This is a genomic window from Streptomyces sp. NPDC001927 (genome assembly GCF_053594455.1).
The window spans coordinates 493,492-511,982 of the sequence record NZ_JBSFEN010000002.1 but is presented as its reverse complement, the minus strand read 5'-3'; the positions used below and the strand labels follow the sequence as shown (position 1 = coordinate 511,982).

Below are 18,491 nucleotides of genomic sequence, written 5' to 3'. Positions count from 1 at the left end.
CCCCCTTCACGTATCGCAGGAGTTGCACCCATGTACGAACTCACCGGCGTCACCAAGCAGTACCGCAGGGGCCAGGAGAGAGTCGACGCGCTCGCCGGCATCGACCTGACCATCAGGGAGGGCGACCGCCTGGTCATCCAGGGACCCACCGGCGGCGGGAAGTCCACGCTGCTGCAGATGCTGGGCGGTCTCGACCGGCCCACCTCGGGCAGCGTGGTCCTCGACGGTGTCGATCTGGCCAAACTGCCGGAGAGCCGGCTGACGGCCGTCCGCAGCCAGAACATCGGCTTCGTCTTCCAGTCCTTCAACCTCATCCCCACGCTCACCGCCCAGGAGAACGTGGAGACCGCGCTCGTCCCCATGGGCATCAAGGCGGGCGAGCGGCGCACCATGGCGGCGGAGGCCCTGGACTCCGTCGGCCTCGGCGAGCGCCGCGGGCACCTGCCGTCCGAGCTCTCCGGCGGCCAGCAGCAGCGCGTCGCGATCGCCCGCGCCCTGGTGAAGCGCCCCAAGGTGCTCCTCGCCGACGAGCCCACCGGCAACCTCGACGAGTCCATGCGCGACGAGATCGTGGACCTCCTCGAAGGGCTCTGGAAGGAGCACGGCCTGACCTTCGTGATGGTCACCCACGACAGCGCGATCGCCCGCCGCGCCCCGCGCCTGGCGACGATCCGCAAGGGCCGCATCACGATCAAGGAAAACCGCCACGCGGAGGCCGTGGAGGCATAGGTCCGCCACCGCGAACCCCCTGGTGATGCCATGATGTGCGCCATCACGTACGAAAGTACGAAACTCGCACAAAGGTCCTGGGGGGTTCGTGGGAACGGGAACAGGAACGGAAGCACGAGCGGGAGCGGGCACGATCGGTACCGCGCTGAGCGAGTTGCGATCCGCCCAGAAGTCCGCGAAGGGGGTCTCGCTCTACTCCCGATTCGTCAACCGCCCGGTGGGCCGCCTCCTCGCGGCAGGGTCGTACGCGCTCGGTCTGACGCCCAATCAAGTCACCTTGATCAGCGCCGGGTTCAGCTTCGTCGCTGTCGCCGCCCTGGCCCTGGGCACCCCCTCCTGGACGCTCGGTCTGCTGGTCTGGCTCGGGCTCGCCGTCGGCTTCGCCTTCGACTCCGCCGACGGGCAGCTCGCCCGGCTGCGCGGCGGCGGCAGCCCCGCGGGCGAGTGGCTCGACCATGTCGTGGACTGCGCCAAGATCACCGCGCTGCACCTCGCCGTGCTGATCGCCTTCTACCGCCACCCCGGCCACTTCGGCACCGCCGACGACGTCTGGTTCCTGGTCCCCCTGGGCTTCCAACTCACCGCCGTGGTCACCTTCTTCGGCGGACTGCTGACCGAGAAGCTCAAGCCCCGCCCGGCGCCCGGCACCCCTGCCGCGCAGCCCTCGACCCTCCGTGCGGTGGCGCTGCTCCCCGTCGACCACGGCGTCTTCTGCCTGGTCTTCCTGCTCCTCGGCGGCGGAACCGCGTTCCGCTGGGGCTACACGGCGCTCGCCGTCGCGAGCGCCGTGTTCCTCCTCGCCTTCCTCGCCAAGTGGTTCCGCGAACTCAGCGCAGCCCCTCGCTGATCCCGCTGATCCCGCCGACTCCGGTGCCCGGCTCGACCTCCTGCGTCAGGAGGTCGAGCGCGCGCCGCAGCTGCGTGCTGGAGGTGTGCATCGTGTACGGGAAGTAGACGATCTCCACCCCCACCCCCGCGAAGTCCCGCTCGAGCCGGTCCCCCTTGGGCGTGCCGCGCCAGTCGTCACCCTTGAACAGCACGTCGAATCTCACCTGTTTCCAGGTCTCCAGCTTGTCCGGCACCGTCTCCACGAACGCCGCGTCGACGTACTTCACGTTGCGCACGATCTCCAGGCGCTCGACCAGTGGAATCACCGGTCGGCGGCCCTTGGCGAGCTCCGCCATCTCGTCCGAGACCACCCCCGCCACCAGGTAGTCGCACTGACTGCGCGCGTGGCGAAGGATGTTGAGGTGCCCTATGTGGAAGAGGTCGTAGGCCCCCGGTGCGTAGCCGACGCGGTACGGCCTTCCTGCGGTCATGTGCCAAACCCCCCAGGTGCGTTCGCGCTCCCCAGCGCGAAGGAGTTCCGACGATAGCGTGCACGTTCCGTTGAGAGTGGGTGAACGACTAGGGTGAAGTCCGGTTCGCGTCACTGGGGGAGAGGGGCGGTCGCGTGGGCGAAGTGACGGCGGGGAGCGGTGACTTGGGGAATCCGGCGACGCGCAGGCGGCTGCTCGTGGTCTCCACCAACTACGCTCCTGAGCACGCCGGGATAGGGCCGTACGCCACGCAGATCGCCGAGCACTGGGCGGCGAGCGGCCACGAGACCCATGTCCTCGCCGGCATGCCGCACTACCCCGCCTGGTCCCTGGACCCGGCCTACGCCAGAGTCTGGCGCCGCACCGAGGAGCGTGCGGGGGTCGTCGTCCACCGCCGGCGTCACACCGTCCCCGCTCGCCAGACCGCCCTGAAACGCGCCGCGTTCGAGGCGAGCGTGCTCGCCCACGGACTCCTCGCGCCGCCGCGCATGGCCCGCCCGCACGCCGTGCTCGCCCAGATGCCCAGCCTCGCCGGCGGCGTCATCGGCGCCCACCTCGCGGCCCGTTGGCGCGTTCCGTACGTTCCCGTCGTCCAGGACCTGATGGGCGCGGCCGCCGCGCAGAGCGGCATCCGGGGCGGTGACCGCGCCGCCGCGCTCGCCGCCCGGGCGGAGACGTACGCGCTGCGCAGGGCCGCGCTCGTCGGCGTCATCCACGAGACCTTCGTCGACAAGGTCGCCGCCATGGGCGTCGACCCCCGCCGCATCCGGCTCGTCCCCAACTGGTCCCATGTGCACGGTCCTTCGGGCTCGCGCGCCGAGACCCGGCACCGGCTCGGCTGGGGCGACGGCGAGACCGTCGTCCTGCACTCCGGGAACATGGGGCTCAAGCAGGGGCTCGACGTCCTGGTCGAAGCGGCCCGGCGCGAGCCGAAGATCAGGATCGTCCTCCTCGGCGACGGCAACCAGCGGGCCCACCTGGAGCAGTTGGGCGCCGACGTCCCCAACCTCGACTTCATGGAGCCCGTCGGCGACGACGAGTTCCCCGACACCCTCGCCGCCGCGGACGTGCTCGCCGTCACCCAGCGCGCCTCGGTCCTCGACATGAGCGTGCCGTCCAAGCTGACCTCGTACTTCGCCGCCGGACGCCCCGTCGTCGCCTCCGTCGCCGCCGAGGGCGGAACCGCCCAGGAAGTCCTCCGCTCCGGTGCCGGAGTGCTCGTACCTCCGGAAGATCCCGACGCGCTGCTGGCCGAAATCCGTAGACTCGGCTCAGATCCGACGGCCGCCGACGCGCTCGGCGCCCAGGGGCCCCGCCACGTCGAGGCCCATCTGACCCGAGCGGCCGGCCTCGCTCGGATCGACGCACTGATCGACGAGGCTCTGGGGGGTCCGAGCACGTGACACACTCGCACGTCACCGCGGTCGAGGACGACGAACCGGAGCTGCTGCGCGACCAGTTCCGCCAACTCCTGCGCTACCGCGCGATCATCACCTGCGGCATCGGCATCGGACTGCTCGGCGGCGTCTGGTTCGGCATGTCCAACGCCGACACCTACGTGGCCACCAGCCAGGTCGTGCTGCGCGCCCCCGTCAACGACCCCTTCAACCCCAGCATCTCCCAGGACAAGACCCTCAACATGGGGTCGGAGCGGCAGACCGCCCTCAGCAGCAGCGTCGCCGAACAGGCCGCGAAGAAGCTTGGCTGGACCGGCACCATCGGCAAGCTGCAGAAGGACCTCCAGGTCACCAACCCGCCGCAGAGCCAGGTCCTCCAGTTCACCTACACCGCCGACACCCCCCAGGCCGCCGCCGACCGGGCCAACGCCGTCACCCAGGCCTACCTCGCGCTGCGCCAGAAGCAGTGGACCGACGTGCGGGCCACCATGCTCGCCGGGCAGCAGCGGCAGCTCGACGAGGTGGCCAAGAAGCACGACCAGAAGACCAAGGAACTCGACCGGATGCCCGACGGGGCGGCCCGCGACGCCGAGTACGGCGTCAAGACCAACCTGCTCAACCGCATCAACGAACTCGATGCCCGGATCAGCCAGCTCAAGTCCCTCGACATGTCGCCCGGCACCGTCATCCGCGTCGCCACCGCCCCCGGCTACTCCGACGGCCCCGGGCTGCCCATGAGCCTCGGCCTCGGTGCCCTCGTCGGCGTGGCGCTCGGCCTGCTCGCCGCCTGGGTCCGGCTCGTCTTCGACCCCGCGCCGCGCTCCGCCGGCGACGTGGCCCGCGCGGTGCGCGCCCCCGTCCTCGGCACCCTGCCCCGCGGCGCCACCGACGTCCTCCTCGCCGACGACCACACGGACGCCCGGGCCGCCGAGGAGTACCGCTCCGTCGCCTTCCGGCTCGCCTACGACCAGCGGTTCGCCGACCGCCGGCGCCTCCTCGTCGTCGCCCCGCGCGGCTGCAACGAGGCCGCCGTCTCCGTCGCCTCCCACCTCGCCGCCTCCTTCGCCGAGACCGGCAAGGACGTCCTGCTCATCGAGGCCGACCTGCGCGACCCCACCCTCAAGGGCCGGCTCCGCGCCCACGCGGCGACCGCGCCCCGCTGGAGCAGCCCGGTGGAGAAGCCGGAGCACGAGGAGAACGGCTGGCCCACCGGGCGCCAACTCTCCGTCGACGCGGGCGAGTCGGGCTCCTTCGGCCTGGTCCCCGGCGAGCGGGTGCGGAACGTGGCACGCGCCCTCACCGGTCCCCGCGTCACCCGGCTCATCGCCGAGGCCGACTCGCCGAACGCCACCGTCGTCGTCCTCGCCCCGCCCGTCCTCAACTACGCGGACGCCCTCGCGCTCGTCGACCGCGTCGACGGCGTCCTCGTCGTCTGCGACCCGCGCGCCGTCCACCGTACGGATCTCCAGCGCATCCGCGAGCTGATAGCGGGCGCGGGCGGCACCGTCCTCGGCGCCGTCGTGCACTCCGGGCGCCGGCGCCGCCGCTCCGCCAAGCAGGAGAAGAGCCATCGCGGGTCCGGCGGTGGCAGACGGCACGTGCCGCCGCCCGCCCCCGACGAGTTCGCCGCCGAACCCGAGCAGATCCTCCTCGGTGACGGCTCCGACACCGTCGCCCTGCGCGCGCTCCGCGCGGAGGACGTGCGCACCGGCGACATCCGCGCGGGCGACCGTTGAGACGTGCCGTGACCGTCGCCGCCTCGGTCCTCGACCAGGCGGCGGCGAGCCTCACCAACATCGCCGTCCTGGTGATCGCGGCGCGCGCCTCCAGCGCGGACGGCTTCGCCGCCTTCTCCATGGTGTACATCGTCTTCACCGTGCTCCTCGGCCTCGGCGCCGCCTTCGTCGGCCAGAGCGTCGTCCTGGAGAAGGGCGAGGAGCACGAGGTCGGCGCGGCGGTCCGGTCCGCCGTCACCTTCACCGCCGCCGCCTCCACGGCCACCGGAGTCCTCCTCCTGGCCGTCGGCGCCCTCATCGGCGGGCCCACAGGCCTCGCTGTGCTCGCCCTCGGCGCGGTCCTCCCGGTCGTCCTCGTCCAGGACGGCCTGCGCTACGGCTTCTCCGCCCTGCGCACGCCCCACCGCGCCCTCGCCGCCGACCTGCTCCGCCTCGCCTCCGTCGTACCGGCCCTGCTCCTCCAGCCGCACGGCAGCTCACCGGCCCGCCTCGTCCTCGTCTGGGGCCTCTCGGCCCTGCCCGCCGCGCTCCTCGGGCTGGCACTGCTGCACCCGTACGTACGGAAACGGCCGGGCACCCCCCGCCGCTATCTGCGCCGGGACCACCTGGGCCGTCGCTTCGTCGTGGAGTTCGCCGTCGGCAGCGGCTCCAGCCAGCTCGCCGTCCTCGGCCTCGGGCTCTTCGCGAGCCCCCTCGTCGTCGGCGCGCTGCGCGGCGCGACCACCCTCTTCGGCCCGCTCAACACCCTCTTCACCTCCGTCAACGCCTTCGGACCGCCGCTACTCGGCCGGACCGGCTCCCGCCGCGCGACCGTACGGGCCGCCACCGCGCTCGCCGCCGTCCTCGCCCTCGTCGCGCTCGGCTGGGCCGCCGTCCTGTACGCCCTGCCCGACCGCGTCGGCCGCCAACTCCTCGGCGCCACCTGGCAGTCCACCGCCGAGCTGCTGCCCGCCACGGGCGGACAGTACGCGGTGATGGCGGTCGGCACCTGCGCCCTGGTCACCCTGCGCGTCCTCAGCCCCCGCGCCACGCTCGGGGTCCAGGTGGTCTTCTCCCTGCTCTCCGTCGCCCTGATGCTCGCCGGGTACGCCCTCGCCGGCGCCCCCGGCGCCGCCTGGGGCCTCGCCGCGGGATCGGCACTGAAGGCTGTGGCCGCGTGGATCCGGGTGAAGCGCACCCGCCCGGAGCCCGTCGCGACGAATCCGGAGGATCAGCGCAGCGCCGCGCCCTTGTCCTGACGCCAGGTCATGACGAGGGCGATGCAGATCAGCGCGATCGCCACCCGGCCCGAGGCCTGGAGCAGCGGCCCGCGCAGCAGGATGAAGGAGTACCCCGCCACCAGCGGCACCACCAGGGAGATCAGACTGCCCGGCGGAGCCCTGCGCGTACCCCGGCGGGCGAACCGCCCGTCGACCCGGGCCGCCGCGTAGCCGAGCCCCGTCATCCCGGCCGCCATGCCCACCGCCCCGAAGTCGATCCACAGCTCGGCCCAGACGGGGGAGGAGAGATTGGTGTTCACCGTGCCCATCCACTGCCCGACCATCACCCCGGTGTCGCGCGGCTTGCCCGGCCACACCGAACGCGGCACCGCGAAGAACACGGATCCGGCCAGCTGTCGCCCGTATCGGTGCCGGCTGCCCGAGTTGACCAGCGTGATGGTGTTGGCGAACATGCCGACCTGGTCGTAGTCCTTGAGCGCCAGCGGCTCCAGGACCGATGTCGTCTCGACCGGGCGGTAGTTCTTCTCGTCGTACCGGAAGCGGTCGGAGAACGGGAAGACGATCAGCGCCATCACCACCCCCAGGCTCAGCGCCGACCGGTACATCGCCGCGCTCACCGGAAAGACCGTGAACAGCAGCGAGAACATCACGGTCAGAAACCAGTAACGGGGGTTCGAGATGGGGTTGTTCACGACGAGGTTGAGTGCCACCAGGGCCAGGAAGACACCGACCACCATGGGCCGGCGCCTGGCCCGCCGCGAGGTGACCAGCCAGCGGCTGTACACGAGCAGCGCGAAGAGCGCGGGCACGGTGCCGAATCCGCGCAGGAACGCCTGGCCGGCCTGCGAGTCCGCCTGGGAGACGCCGGCCTCCTCGATCCCCGCGATGATCTCCTGACGGCTGGAGAAGAACACGGCGGGCCCGCCGAGCTTCATGACGAACAGACCACTGCACGCGAAGGCGAGCAGCACGAGCAGATACAGCCGCCGCCGGTGCACGAGCGCCGGCCGCCCCTCCGCCCGTCGGGACGTCCCGGGCCTCCCCCGCGCCAGCAGGGACCCCACGTCGAACGCGGCGCAGCCGACCAGGACGAGCGCCACCGCCATCGTCAGATCCGAGCGCGGACCCACCACAGGCGTCGGCACCCGGCCCAGGACGGCCTGGGCGAGCGGCGCCACCCCCATCGCCATGTAGACGAAGAGCCAGAACGAGCCCTGCAGCAACTTCCGCCGGCTGGTGAGGATCATCGCCGAGAGCCGCGCCCCGGCGTACATGGTCAGCGCGATCTGAAGGAAGTACGCGGCGTCGTGCACGCCTGCGCCCGGCTGGATCGCCACTAAAAGGGGCAGGAACACCGTGAAGCCGAGCACGAGCGGGATCGAGAGCGCCCGTGACAGGAGCGTGCGCGGAGACACGGCGGGCGCGAGCAGCAAGGGCGCCGGTACGACGGGGCCGGGACCGCCGGGATCGGATTCGGCGGGGTCGGACCCGTCGTGGTCAGGTCCGGCGGAATCCGGTCGCGCCGGGGTGTTCGTTCCGCCGCGCACTTCGGTCGTCATCGCGCCCCCTGGAGCCCGGGAGCCACGGCTCCACGGATCTCGAAGTCCCCACCCCGGACCATCACTTCGCGCCAGTCTACCGACGCCCCCCTGTCATCTCCCGTCAACCGTTAGTCTGATCGGCGGGCGCCTGGGGAGGCGCCGGTGGGGGTGAACTCATGCGGAATCTACCGGCCTTCACTCTGGCCGGATACGACAAGGGCCGCGGCAGACTCGTGCAGGCCCTGTGGTTCGCGGTGATGAACACGGTCTTCATGGCCTGGTTCTGCCCGGCCCGGCTACGGGTCGCTCTGTTGCGGGCCTTCGGCGCGACCATAGGCGACGGCGTGCTCATACGGCACCGGGTCAGGGTCCTGTGGCCCTGGAAGCTGACCGTCGGCGACCACACCTGGATCGGCGAGGGCGCCTGGCTGCTGAACCTGGAGCCCATCACGCTCGGCGCCCAAGTCTGCGTCTCCCAGGAGGCGTTGCTCTGCACCGGCAGCCACGACCACCGGGCCGCCGACTTCCGCTACCGCAACGCACCGATCACCGTCGAGGACGGCGCCTGGGTCGCGGCCCGCGCCACCGTCCTGGCCGGCGTCACCGTCGGCCGGCACGCGGTCGTCGCCGCCGGTACGACGCTCCACAAGGACCTCCCGGAGCTCACCCTGCACACGGCCGACGGCCGCCGACCGGTTCCGGTGCCCGCGTGAGCGGCCCCGGGGGAGCCCGAAGCCTCAAGGTGTTGCACGCGGTCACCCTGCACAGCCCCACGCACGCCTTCGGCGGGCCGGTCCGGGTCGCCGTGAACCTCGGGAAGGGCCTCGCCGCACGCGGCCACCGAGTCCGGCTGACCGCCCTCGGTGACGGCTTCCCCGGCCCGCTGCCGACCGACGTCGACGGTGTGCCCGCCCGGCTCTACCGGGCCCGCTCCGTCCTCCCGCTCGGCTTCAGCGGCATCACCTCGCCCGCGCTCCTCGCCGGGGCCGCCGCCATGGTCAAGGACGCCGACGTCGTCCACGTCCACCTCGCCCGCGACCTCGTGACCCTGCCCGTCGCCCTGGCCGCGCTCCGGGCCGGGCGCCCGCTGGTGCTCCAGACGCACGGCATGGTCGACCCGAGCGACAAGCCGCTCGCCAAGCTCCTCGACGCGGTCGCCGTCCGGCGTGTGCTGCGCGGCGCCTCCGCCGTCCTGTACCTGACGGACCGCGAGCGCAGGGACCTGGACGCGGTCGTCGGTGCCCCGCTCACCGGAGCCGTACGCCTGGTCAACGGCGTGCCGGCCCAGGAGCCGCGCCCGGCGCCGACCGGGCCGCCGCGCATCCTGTACGCGGCCCGGCTCCAGGCCCGCAAGCGGCCGACCGACTTCGTGGCGGCCGTCCCGGAGATCCTGCGCCACCACCCCGATGCCGCTTTCGTGCTGGCGGGCCCCGACGAGGGCGAGCGGGCCGCAGTGGACGCGCTCGTCGCCGAACTGGGCGTCGGGGACCGGGTGAGCCTGCCCGGCCCGCTGACCTCCGAGCGGATGCTGGAGGAGCTGCGCCGGGCGCACGTGTACGTCCTGCCCTCGGTCGACGAGCCCTTCCCGATGTCCGTCCTGGAGGCCCTGTCGGTGGGCACCCCTGCCGTCGTCACCACCTCCAACGGGCTCGCCCGGGACATCACGGAGGCGGGCGCGGGCCGGGTGGTCACGGACGCGGCGGGCCTGGCTCCGGCCGTACGGGAGCTCCTGGAGCCGGGCGAGAACGACGCCGCGTCGACGGCGGCCCGGAAGCTGGCCGCCGAGGCCTTCTCGATGGACGCGGTCCTGGACACCCTGCTCGGGGTGTACGAGCGGGCCGCGGGCCCGCGCTGACCGACGCTCCGGACGCGGGAGAGCCCGGTGCGGTCCTCGGACCGACACCGGGCTCTCCGCGTGAGACGGCTATGCCGGCAGCCAGGCGTAGCACGCGCTGGACGTGAACTCCTTCGTCCCCGCGGGGACGTTCGCGCGCACCGGCCCCTGGGAGCCGGGCGCGGGCCCTGAGGCGAGGACCTTGCCGTCCGCTCCGAGGGCCTGCCAGGCGCAGGCGGGGTTCGTGGTCAGGGCACGGTAGGTGCCGGCCTTCGGGGCCTTGACCGTACCCTCGCCGAAGCCCGTCCTCGCGGTCGTGAGCAGCGGCTGCTGCGCGGTGCACAGGTGCGTGATCACCGCCTCGGCGTCCGGGATGTCCCCGGCGACGATCGCGCCGACGGCCGCGTCCTTGTCCCGCTTCGCGGTGCGCTCGAGCCGCTGGCAGGACTCCTGCCCGGTCTGGAGCACGGCGGCCGGGTCCGTGTTCACCGGCACCCGCCCGCTCAGATACTTCTTCTCCTTCTCCGTGAACGAACCCGTGACCGGCTTCAGCTGCGCGTCGGGCACGACCGGCCCCTTGGACGCGGAGGCGGAGGCGGTCGGACCGGCGCTCTCCGCCGCCACGGCCTGCCGGTCGGGAACGGCGGCGGACCGCGTGGGCCCGGCCGCCGTGGGCGAACCTTCGGTGGGTCCACCGTCGCCCGAGGACGAGCAGGCGGTCAGGGCGAGCAGCGCGGCGAACACGGCCGCCGCCGCTGCCGGGCGCCGGTGAAGAGGTCGACGCATGAGGGAACTCCCGTGGTACGTCGGATGCGGGGCCCGGTCGGCCGGGCCCCGCATCCGGTGGTGGAGGGACGGTGACCGGTTACGGCGCGCCGAAGGTGAGCACCAGCTGCGGAGTGCCCTCCGCCGCCGTCGCCTCGGACGACCAGAGCCAGAGCGGATCGGTCCCGGTGCTGGTCAGCGCCAGGCTGTACGAGCTGCCGAGCGCCGCCGCGACCGCCGGGGTGTCCAGCGCGGCCGAGTAGACGGTCGAGCCGTCCACGGCCCCGCTCAGCGTCCCGACCGCACCCGAGCCGAGCGCGGGCCGGTTGTTGTACGTCACCGTGTTCTGCGCCCAGGCCCCCGTGACGGGTACGACCGAGATCGAGTCGGTCGACCCCGCGCCGGTCATCGTGGTCGTCTTCACCGCGAGTCTGGCGCTCTTGAGGACCTTGCCCGCCGGGGCGGCGGGCAGCGGGAACCGCAGGTACGACTCGTACGCCGAGGTGCCCCGGACGGCCAGCGAGCTGGACGTGCCGTAGTTCGTGCCGGGCGCGCCCGCGTTGGCGTAGGTGTCCTCCGTGGCCGTGACGGTGGTGACCGTGTCGGCGGGGGCGGAGGCCAGGCTGTGGTGCTGGGCGACCTGCGTGGCCGTGAGCGCCTTCGGGTAGACGGCGGCCTCGTCGAGCTGGCCGGCGAAGAAGGAGCTCGTCGGGCGCAGCGGCCAGCTGCCGAGGTTGTCTGCGCCGACGTGCCAGTACCCGTCGTAACTCTGGTTGGTGGTCACGCTGTTGGAGCCGACCAGCTTGCCGTCGATGTACAGCCGCATGCCCTCGGGGCCCTGGGTGCCCACGGCGTGGTGCCAGGCGCCGTTGTTGTACGAGCCGAGGGAGGTGAGGGTGCGCGTGGAGCCGCTGTACACGCCGAAGACGATGGTGCCGAAGTTGGTCATGTACAGGTGCTTGTCGTAACTGCCGCTGTTGCGGGTGGTGTTGTTGCCGAAGCCGATCAGCTTGCCGCCGCGGTTCGTGGTGGTCTTGAACCAGGTCTCGACGGTGAACGGGCCGGTGACGGACTGCCGCCGGTCGCTGTGGATCTGCTCGTCCGTGCCGTTGAGCGCGACGGCCGTGGAGGCACCGGAGACGGCTCCCGGGGTCTGGCGCAGCGCGGGCGCGTTGACGTACAGACCGCTGTTGTCACCGCCGTCGGAGGAGTCGGCCGCGTACGGCGTGGTCGACTCGTCGAAGCGCCAGTAGAGCGAGGCACCGTCGGCGATCACCCGGGAGGCGTACGGCTCCGGGGAGGTCGGCACGGTCACGGTGGACGTCGCCGAGAGCGCGCTGGTGTTGCCGGCGTCGTCCCCGGCGGTCACCCGGTAGCTGTACGTCTGACCCGGGGTCACGTCGGTGTCCTTGAAGGACACCTGCGGGCGCGACCAGTGCAGCGAGTTGCCCTGGACGGTCGCGATCGGGGTCGCGGCACCGTTGCGGTAGACCTTGTACGTCAGCCTCGAGTCGTCCAGGTCGAGGCTGGAACGCCAGCGGATCTGGACCGCGTTCGGGCCGACGGCGGCGGCGCTGGCGACCGGGACGGTCGGCGCGCCGGTGTCGGGGCCGGAGGCGAAGCGGGTCAGACCCTGCGCGGGCGCTCCGTTGGTGGTGGTGAACTCGCCGCCCACCCACAGGTACTTGGTGGCGCCGGTGCCCGAGATGGTGAAGGCGCGCGGGCCGATGCCCTCGCCGATGCCGTCGTTGGTGTCGGGGAACCAGCCGAGCTTGCCGGTCGACGTGGTCGGCTGGGCGAGCAAGTGGTAGCGGCGCCCGTCGGGGAACTCGCCCACGCTGGAGCAGTCGTGGGCGTGCGAGGCGCTGTAGAGCACGCCCTCGTACGAGCGGACGGCCTGCGTGGCACCCAGGCAGGTGTCGCGCCAGCGCTGCTCGAAGTTCGACAGGTTCAGGGCGATCCGCCCGTCGAAGACGCCGCCGCCGGTGCCCTCGTTGCCGGTGTAGAAGCCGGTGGCGTCGGTCTCGATGTCCTTGACGACGGAGTTCTGCGGGATCCAGCCGTTGGGGTACGCCTTCGTCACGGCGCCGGTCGTGGCGTTCACCACGGCCAGGGCGTGCGAGTTGGCTCCGTTGACGGAGAAGAAGTCGCCGCCGAGCAGGACGTTCTGCCCGTCCGGCGTCACCTCGATCGCGCGGCCCGGCTCGTCGGCGTTGGCCGTGAACGGCAGCAGCGCACCGGCGGTGGTGATGGCCGCGAACCGCTCCCGGGTCTGCCCCTCGACGGTGCCGAAGTCGCCGGCCGCGTAGATGGTGGTGTCGGTGACGGCGAGCGCCCGCACGGTCGCGGGGAAGCTCGGGGTGAAGGAGGGCCTCGGTGTGCAGGTGGCGACGTCGATCGCGACGAGGCTGGAGACCGGGACGCCGTTGACGGCACCGAAGTAACCGCCCGCGTACAGCGTCTGCTTGTCCGGCGAGACGACGAGCGTCCGCACGGTCGCGGTGCCGCTGCCGACGGTGAAGGAGAGGGTGCAGTCGGTGGGCGCGCCCGTGGCCGCGTCCATCGCCGCGAAGTTGACGGCGCTCTTGGGAGCGCCGGCGGTGCCGTCGGGCGGGCGCACCTCGGAGAAGGTGCCGCCGACGAAGACGGTGTCGTTCGTCTCGGCCAGTGCCCAGACGACACCGTTGGTCTGCCAGGTCGGCAGATCGTCCGCGGTGAAGGCCACCGGCGGCGTCAGGGCCGCGGCCGTCGGGGCCAACGAGCCCCCGGCTCCGGCCGCGACGGTCAGGACGAGGGCAGCGGTGAGCCCCCAGGATCTACGCATGTTCCCCCCAGGCGTGATAGCCCAGTCAATGTGGCGTGAAGTGGTGCAACTGCCATCTGATGAATGCGAACTGTACGACGAACTGACAACCGGATAAGGCCACTTGGCGAATCCCGTACCATCCGGCCCCGCAGCCGCCTGGGCCGCCACCGCCCCACGGGCGTCCACCGGGCCGGAAGCCGCAGGTCAGCGGTCGATGCGCACCGTGGCGCCGGCCAACTGGTCCTCCACGAGCCGGACATCGGCGTCGACCATGATCCGGGCCAGCTCCTCCACCTGGACGGCGGGTTTCCAGCCGAGCAGCTCCCGCGCCCGGCTCGCGTCGCCGATCAGCGCGTCCACCTCGCTGGGACGCTCGTACTTGGGGTCGTACCGCACGTGCTCGGACCAGTCGAGCCCCACGTGCGCGAACGCCGTCTCCACGAACTGCCGTACCGTGGAGGGGACTCCGGTCGCCACCACGTAGTCGGTCGGCTCGTCCCGCTGGAGCATCCGCCACATCGCGTCGACGTACTCGGGGGCGTACCCCCAGTCGCGCACGGCGTCGAGGTTGCCCAGATAGAGCCGGTCCTGCAGCCCCGCCTTGATCCGCGCGACCGCCCGGGTCACCTTGCGGGTCACGAAGGTCTCGCCCCGGCGCGGCGACTCGTGGTTGAAAAGCACCCCGTTCACCGCGAACATCCCGTACGCCTCGCGGTAGTTGACCGTCGCCCAGTACGCGAAGACCTTCGCGGCGCCGTACGGGCTGCGCGGGTGGAACGGGGTCCCCTCGTTCTGCGGCGGCGGGGTCGCGCCGAACATCTCGGAGGAGGACGCCTGGTAGATCCGCGTGTCGATCCCGCTCGCCCGGATCGCCTCCAGGAGCCGCAGCGCGCCGAGACCGGTCACGTCACCGGTGTACAGCGGGGCGTCGAAGGAGACCCGCACATGCGACTGCGCGCCCAGGTTGTAGACCTCGTCGGGGCGGATGTCGCGGAGCAGGTTCACCAGCGCCACACCGTCCGAGAGGTCCGCGTGGTGCAGGACGAACGAGCGGTTCGCCTGCTGCGGGTCCTGGTAGATGTGGTCGATCCGCTCGGTGTTGAAGCTCGACGAGCGGCGGACCAGGCCGTGCACCGTGTAGCCCTTGGACATCAGCAGTTCGGCCAGATACGAGCCGTCCTGCCCGGTGACGCCGGTGATGAGTGCGGTCTTGCCCATACGTTGCTGCCCCTCCCTGACGGACCGGCCCCCAGCCAGTCCGTGTCATACGGAAATGGTGTGTTACAGGCCGTAATTCCCGATCTGGTGTACTAGAGCCCCCCTCGGCCTGGCATGATCCGGGCCATGACTGAATCGACGACCGCAGCCCTGAGAGCAACGACGTCGTACCTGCCCGAGCGGGCCCGGATATTCGTCGCGGGCCACCGCGGTCTCGTGGGCTCCGCGATCGCCCGCCGGCTCACCGCCGACGGGCACGAGGTGATCACCAGGACCCGCGCCGAACTCGATCTGCGCGACGCCGAGCGGACCGCCGCCTTCCTCGCCGAGACCCGCCCCGACGCCGTCGTGCTCGCCGCGGCGAAGGTCGGCGGGATCATGGCGAACAGCACCTACCCGGTGCAGTTCCTGGAGGAGAACCTCCGGATCCAGCTCGCCGTCGTTGCCGGCGCGCACGCCGCCGGCGTCACCAGGCTGCTCTTCCTCGGCTCGTCCTGCATCTACCCCCGGCTCGCCCCCCAGCCCATCACCGAGGACGCCCTCCTGACGGGTCCGCTGGAGCCCACCAACGAGGCCTACGCGCTGGCGAAGATCGCCGGGATCGTGCAGATCCAGGCGTACCGCAAGCAGTACGGAGCCTCCTACGTCTCGGCGATGCCGACCAACCTCTACGGCCCCGGCGACAACTTCGACCTGCAGAGTTCGCACGTCCTGCCCGCCCTGATCCGCCGCTTCCACGAGGCCCGCGAAGAGGGCAGGGAGGAGATCACCCTCTGGGGCTCCGGCACCCCGCGGCGCGAGTTCCTGCACGTCGACGACCTCGCCGCCGCCTGCGCCGTCCTGCTCGACCGCTACGACGGCGACGAGCCGGTCAACATCGGCTGCGGCGAGGACCTCACGATCCGTGAACTCGCCGAGACAGTCGCCGAGGTGACGGGCTATCAGGGCAGGATCGCCTGGGACACGAGCAAGCCCGACGGCACCCCGCGCAAACTCCTCGACGTGTCCCGGCTGACCGGCCTCGGCTGGAAGCCGGCCGTCGCCCTGCCGGACGGCATCGCCGCCACCTACGCCTGGTGGCGGGAACAGCGCTGATCTCATGCGGCGGCCGGCCCGTCAGTACGCTCCGCGACCGTCGACGACGGCGCGGAACGTACGGGCCATGACATCCACATCACTGGTGAACGACCAGTTGTCCACGTAGTGCAGATCGAGCTCGACCGTCTCGTCCCACGACAGGTCCGAACGGCCACTGATCTGCCAGAGCCCCGTCATCCCCGGCCGCACGGCGAGGCGCCGCAGCTCCACGTCCCCGTACCGCGCCACCTCCTCCGGCAGCGGCGGACGCGGCCCGACCAGCGACATCGAGCCGAGCAGGACGTTGATCAACTGGGGCAGTTCGTCGAGCGAGGTGCGGCGCAGCAGCCGGCCCACCCGCGTCACGCGCGGATCGCGGCGCATCTTGAACATCAGACCGTCGTGCTCGTTGGCGCGCTCCAGCTCCTCCTTGCGGGCATCGGCGTCCAGGAACATCGTGCGGAACTTCCACATCACGAACGGCTCCCGGCCCTGTCCGATCCGCACCTGCCGGTAGAACACCGGACCCTGCGAGCCGAGCCGCACGGCCGCGCCGATCGCCAGGAACACCGGCGACAGCATCAGCAGACCGAAGGCCGCCCCCGCCCGGTCCATCACGGACTTGAGGACCAGCTGGACGCCGCTGCGCAGCGGCGGAGCGACCCGCAGCAGGGCGAGCCCCGCCGCCGAGGTGGTCTCCAGGCGCTTGACCGCGCACTCCACCAGGCCCGGCGCCAGGGCGAGTTCGGTCCCGGCGTCGTGCAGCCCCCAGGACAGTCGGCGCAACCGCTCGCCCGCCATCGAGGGTCCGGCCGCGACGAGCACGATGTCTGCCTCCAACTCCCGTGCCGCGGTGAGGACATGGCAGGTGTCGCCGTCCGCCGTCTCCGGCGTCGCGGTCCCCAGGCGGCCCGCGACGGGGGCCCCGGTGCGGACCGGGCCCTCGCCGATCGCGACCACGCCGACCACCACGTACGGGTGCTCGGTCCGCCCCGCGAGGTGCTCGGCCACGTCACCGGCGGCCGCGGGCTCGCCGAGGACGAGGACGCGGGTGACCACCTGCGCCTCCCGGCGCGCCGCGACCAGGTGATGCCAGGTCAACTTCGAGCAGACCAGGGTGAGTACGGGCGCGGGCAGCAGCACGGCGAGGCAGAGCAGCGCCGGGTGGTGCAGATCGGCGGCGGCCCGCATTACGGCCAGGACGCCCAGCAGGATCAGCCAGTCGTGCAGCACGGGCAGACTGCCCCGCGACTCCCCGAGTTCACGGCGTGCGTACCTCCGGCGCAGCGCCCGCACCGCGACCCAGGACAGGGCGGCGACGAGGGCGCCCGCGTAGGCGTACGGCTGATGCTGGAGCCGGAGAATCAGCGCCACCGGCACGCCCACCCCCAGGGCGTCGACGGTCAGCGCGACGACCGGATACCAGCCCGCCTTCGTACGGGAACGCGTCGCCGCGGCCGGTGAACCGGCTGCGGATCCAGTGGAGTTGGTCTCAGTGGTGCGGGCATGCCACATGTACCCCCCAGGCACGTGTTGACGTTCGCCATCTTGTTCGTCGACCCCCTGATCGACGAACAAGCGTCGCAACGCCGGAACAGTACGACATACACGCGCACGTCCGCTGCAGTTCACGCGAACGACCTCAGAAGGTGATGGCGTATTCATCTCGTGACATCGGGGCCGGTGTGGACACGGCCGGACGCATGATACGTCTGTGCAAAGGGAGTTGACGCACGTGAGGACATGAAAAGAAGGGGTGGGGATGTGGTGGAGGGGGACGAGGTCGGCGTGGGGGAGAGCGACAGAGATGTGGCGGAAAGCACACCCCCCGTCACGCCGCGTAAGCGTCGAGTGAGCCCGAAACGCGTCCTGTTGGCCGCGCTCGCCCTCCTCGGCATCGGCATCCTGCTGGCGGGCGGCGCCGGCTGGTGGGCGGTCGAGCACTACACCGGCAAGGTCGACCGTATCCCTGGCGCCTTCCCCACCCACGTCCCGCCCGCCGAACAGCCCGCCCCCTCCAAAGGCGGCCTCACCTTCCTGCTCATCGGCGTCGACAGCCGCTCCGAGCTGCCCACCACCGGACGCGACGCCAAGGCCCCGACCTGGACGTACGGCGCCCAGCGCAGCGACACGATGATGCTGGTCCACCTCCCGGCCGACCACTCGGGCGCCTACGTGGTCTCGCTGCCCCGCGACTCCTGGGTCGACATCCCCGGACACGGCACGTCCAAGCTCAACGCCGCCTTCTCCTGGGGCGGCCCGCCCCTCCTCATCGACACCGTCCAACGCCTCACCGACGTCCGCGTCGACCACCTCGCGATCATCGACTGGGAGGGGTTCAAGCAACTCACCGACACCGTCGGCGGGGTCGACCTCCGCGTCGACGGCACGGTCCGCCACATGAACGGGGAGCAGGCCCTCGTCTACGTACGCGAGCGCAAGAACCTGCCGCGCGGCGACCTCGACCGCACCCAGCGCCAGCAGAACTTCCTGCGCGCCGTCCTCACCAAGGCCATGACCACCCGCAACCTGACCAACCCGGTCAGGACGGCGGAACTGCTCGACGACCTCACCGCGAGCGTGAGCGTCGACGACCGCCTCAGCGACGGCGATCTGCGCGAACTCCTCTGGGACAACAAGTCCGTTCGCCCCGGCGACATGGTCTTCATGAACGCCCCCGTCACCGGCACCGACACGATCAAGGGGCAGTCCGTCGTCCTCCTCGACGCGAAGGAATCCGGCGCGCTGTGGGCCGCGATGCGGAACGACACCATGGCCGCCTACGTCGCCGCTCACCGCACCGACCGCCTCGGAAGCGGTACGCCCTAGGTAGCCGGGACCCGCCCGCC

At 71.8% G+C, this 18,491-nt stretch carries 15 protein-coding genes; 9 read left to right on the top strand and 6 right to left on the bottom strand.

The window, feature by feature from the left end; genetic code table 11:
* The first annotated feature begins 30 nt into the window (after window positions 1–30).
* Together ACWCO8_RS06855 and ACWCO8_RS06850 are read left to right on the top strand one after the other, a co-directional pair.
* The gene (locus tag ACWCO8_RS06855; RefSeq protein WP_451031286.1) at window positions 31–729 is read left to right on the top strand and encodes an ABC transporter ATP-binding protein; all 699 of its coding nucleotides are present in this window, start codon (window positions 31–33) and stop codon (window positions 727–729) included.
* An 88-nt stretch (window positions 730–817) separates the two neighbouring features.
* The gene (locus ACWCO8_RS06850; protein WP_451031285.1) at window positions 818–1,576 is read left to right on the top strand and encodes a CDP-alcohol phosphatidyltransferase family protein; all 759 of its coding nucleotides are present in this window, start codon (window positions 818–820) and stop codon (window positions 1,574–1,576) included.
* Here the strand turns inward: ACWCO8_RS06850 and ACWCO8_RS06845 are convergent.
* A complete protein-coding gene (locus tag ACWCO8_RS06845) occupies window positions 1,557–2,048 on the bottom strand; it encodes an adenylyltransferase/cytidyltransferase family protein (protein WP_451031284.1) in 492 nt (163 codons plus the stop codon). The genes ACWCO8_RS06850 and ACWCO8_RS06845 overlap by 20 nt on opposite strands.
* 197 nt (window positions 2,049–2,245) lie before the next feature.
* Here ACWCO8_RS06845 and ACWCO8_RS06840 point away from each other — a divergent pair, with 197 nt between their 5' ends.
* Genes ACWCO8_RS06840 through ACWCO8_RS06830 form a run of 3 tightly spaced genes read left to right on the top strand, consistent with a single transcriptional unit; the run spans window position 2,246 to window position 6,419 of the window.
* The gene (locus ACWCO8_RS06840) at window positions 2,246–3,451 is read left to right on the top strand and encodes a glycosyltransferase (protein WP_451031441.1); all 1,206 of its coding nucleotides are present in this window, start codon (window positions 2,246–2,248) and stop codon (window positions 3,449–3,451) included.
* The gene (locus ACWCO8_RS06835; RefSeq protein WP_451031283.1) at window positions 3,448–5,181 is read left to right on the top strand and encodes a lipopolysaccharide biosynthesis protein; all 1,734 of its coding nucleotides are present in this window, start codon (window positions 3,448–3,450) and stop codon (window positions 5,179–5,181) included. The genes ACWCO8_RS06840 and ACWCO8_RS06835 overlap by 4 nt, the downstream gene beginning before the upstream one ends.
* Window positions 5,178–6,419 (top strand): hypothetical protein, encoded by a 1,242-nt coding sequence (locus ACWCO8_RS06830; RefSeq protein ID WP_451031282.1) that lies wholly within the window; start codon window positions 5,178–5,180, stop codon window positions 6,417–6,419. Before ACWCO8_RS06835 ends, ACWCO8_RS06830 begins: the two co-directional genes overlap by 4 nt.
* Here the strand turns inward: ACWCO8_RS06830 and ACWCO8_RS06825 are convergent.
* Window positions 6,392–7,960: a hypothetical protein gene (locus tag ACWCO8_RS06825; RefSeq protein WP_451031281.1), complete on the bottom strand. Its 1,569-nt coding sequence runs from the start codon at window positions 7,958–7,960 to the stop codon at window positions 6,392–6,394. The genes ACWCO8_RS06830 and ACWCO8_RS06825 overlap by 28 nt on opposite strands.
* Window positions 7,961–8,118: 158 nt before the next feature.
* Between ACWCO8_RS06825 and ACWCO8_RS06820 the strand changes: the two genes are divergently transcribed.
* Both ACWCO8_RS06820 and ACWCO8_RS06815 read left to right on the top strand, forming a co-directional pair.
* Window positions 8,119–8,655 (top strand): WcaF family extracellular polysaccharide biosynthesis acetyltransferase, encoded by a 537-nt coding sequence (locus ACWCO8_RS06820; protein WP_362002897.1) that lies wholly within the window; start codon window positions 8,119–8,121, stop codon window positions 8,653–8,655.
* A complete protein-coding gene (locus ACWCO8_RS06815) occupies window positions 8,652–9,797 on the top strand; it encodes a glycosyltransferase (protein ID WP_451031280.1) in 1,146 nt (381 codons plus the stop codon). Before ACWCO8_RS06820 ends, ACWCO8_RS06815 begins: the two co-directional genes overlap by 4 nt.
* A 69-nt stretch (window positions 9,798–9,866) precedes the next feature.
* Here the strand turns inward: ACWCO8_RS06815 and ACWCO8_RS06810 are convergent, their stop codons facing one another.
* The 3 genes from ACWCO8_RS06810 to gmd form a co-directional block, all read right to left on the bottom strand.
* Window positions 9,867–10,562 carry a hypothetical protein gene (locus tag ACWCO8_RS06810; RefSeq protein WP_451031279.1) on the bottom strand — a complete coding sequence of 232 codons (696 nt, stop codon included), beginning with the start codon at window positions 10,560–10,562 and terminating at the stop codon, window positions 9,867–9,869.
* 79 nt (window positions 10,563–10,641) lie between these two features.
* Window positions 10,642–13,365: a CBM96 family carbohydrate-binding protein gene (locus ACWCO8_RS06805; RefSeq protein ID WP_451031278.1), complete on the bottom strand. Its 2,724-nt coding sequence runs from the start codon at window positions 13,363–13,365 to the stop codon at window positions 10,642–10,644.
* Between the two features lie 186 nt (window positions 13,366–13,551).
* A complete protein-coding gene (gmd, locus tag ACWCO8_RS06800; RefSeq protein WP_362002905.1) occupies window positions 13,552–14,565 on the bottom strand; it encodes a GDP-mannose 4,6-dehydratase in 1,014 nt (337 codons plus the stop codon).
* 126 nt (window positions 14,566–14,691) lie between these two features.
* Here gmd and ACWCO8_RS06795 point away from each other — a divergent pair, with 126 nt between their 5' ends.
* Entirely contained in the window at window positions 14,692–15,660 is a 969-nt protein-coding gene (locus ACWCO8_RS06795; RefSeq protein ID WP_451031277.1) for a GDP-L-fucose synthase family protein, read from the top strand.
* Between the two features lie 21 nt (window positions 15,661–15,681).
* On the opposite strand, the gene ACWCO8_RS06790 is transcribed toward ACWCO8_RS06795, so the two are convergent.
* Complete coding sequence (locus ACWCO8_RS06790; RefSeq protein WP_451031440.1) at window positions 15,682–17,157, bottom strand: sugar transferase; 1,476 nt, start codon at window positions 17,155–17,157, stop codon at window positions 15,682–15,684.
* A gap of 336 nt (window positions 17,158–17,493) precedes the next feature.
* Between ACWCO8_RS06790 and ACWCO8_RS06785 the strand changes: the two genes are divergently transcribed.
* Window positions 17,494–18,471 carry an LCP family protein gene (locus ACWCO8_RS06785; protein ID WP_362002909.1) on the top strand — a complete coding sequence of 326 codons (978 nt, stop codon included), beginning with the start codon at window positions 17,494–17,496 and terminating at the stop codon, window positions 18,469–18,471.
* Window positions 18,472–18,491 lie beyond the last annotated feature (20 nt).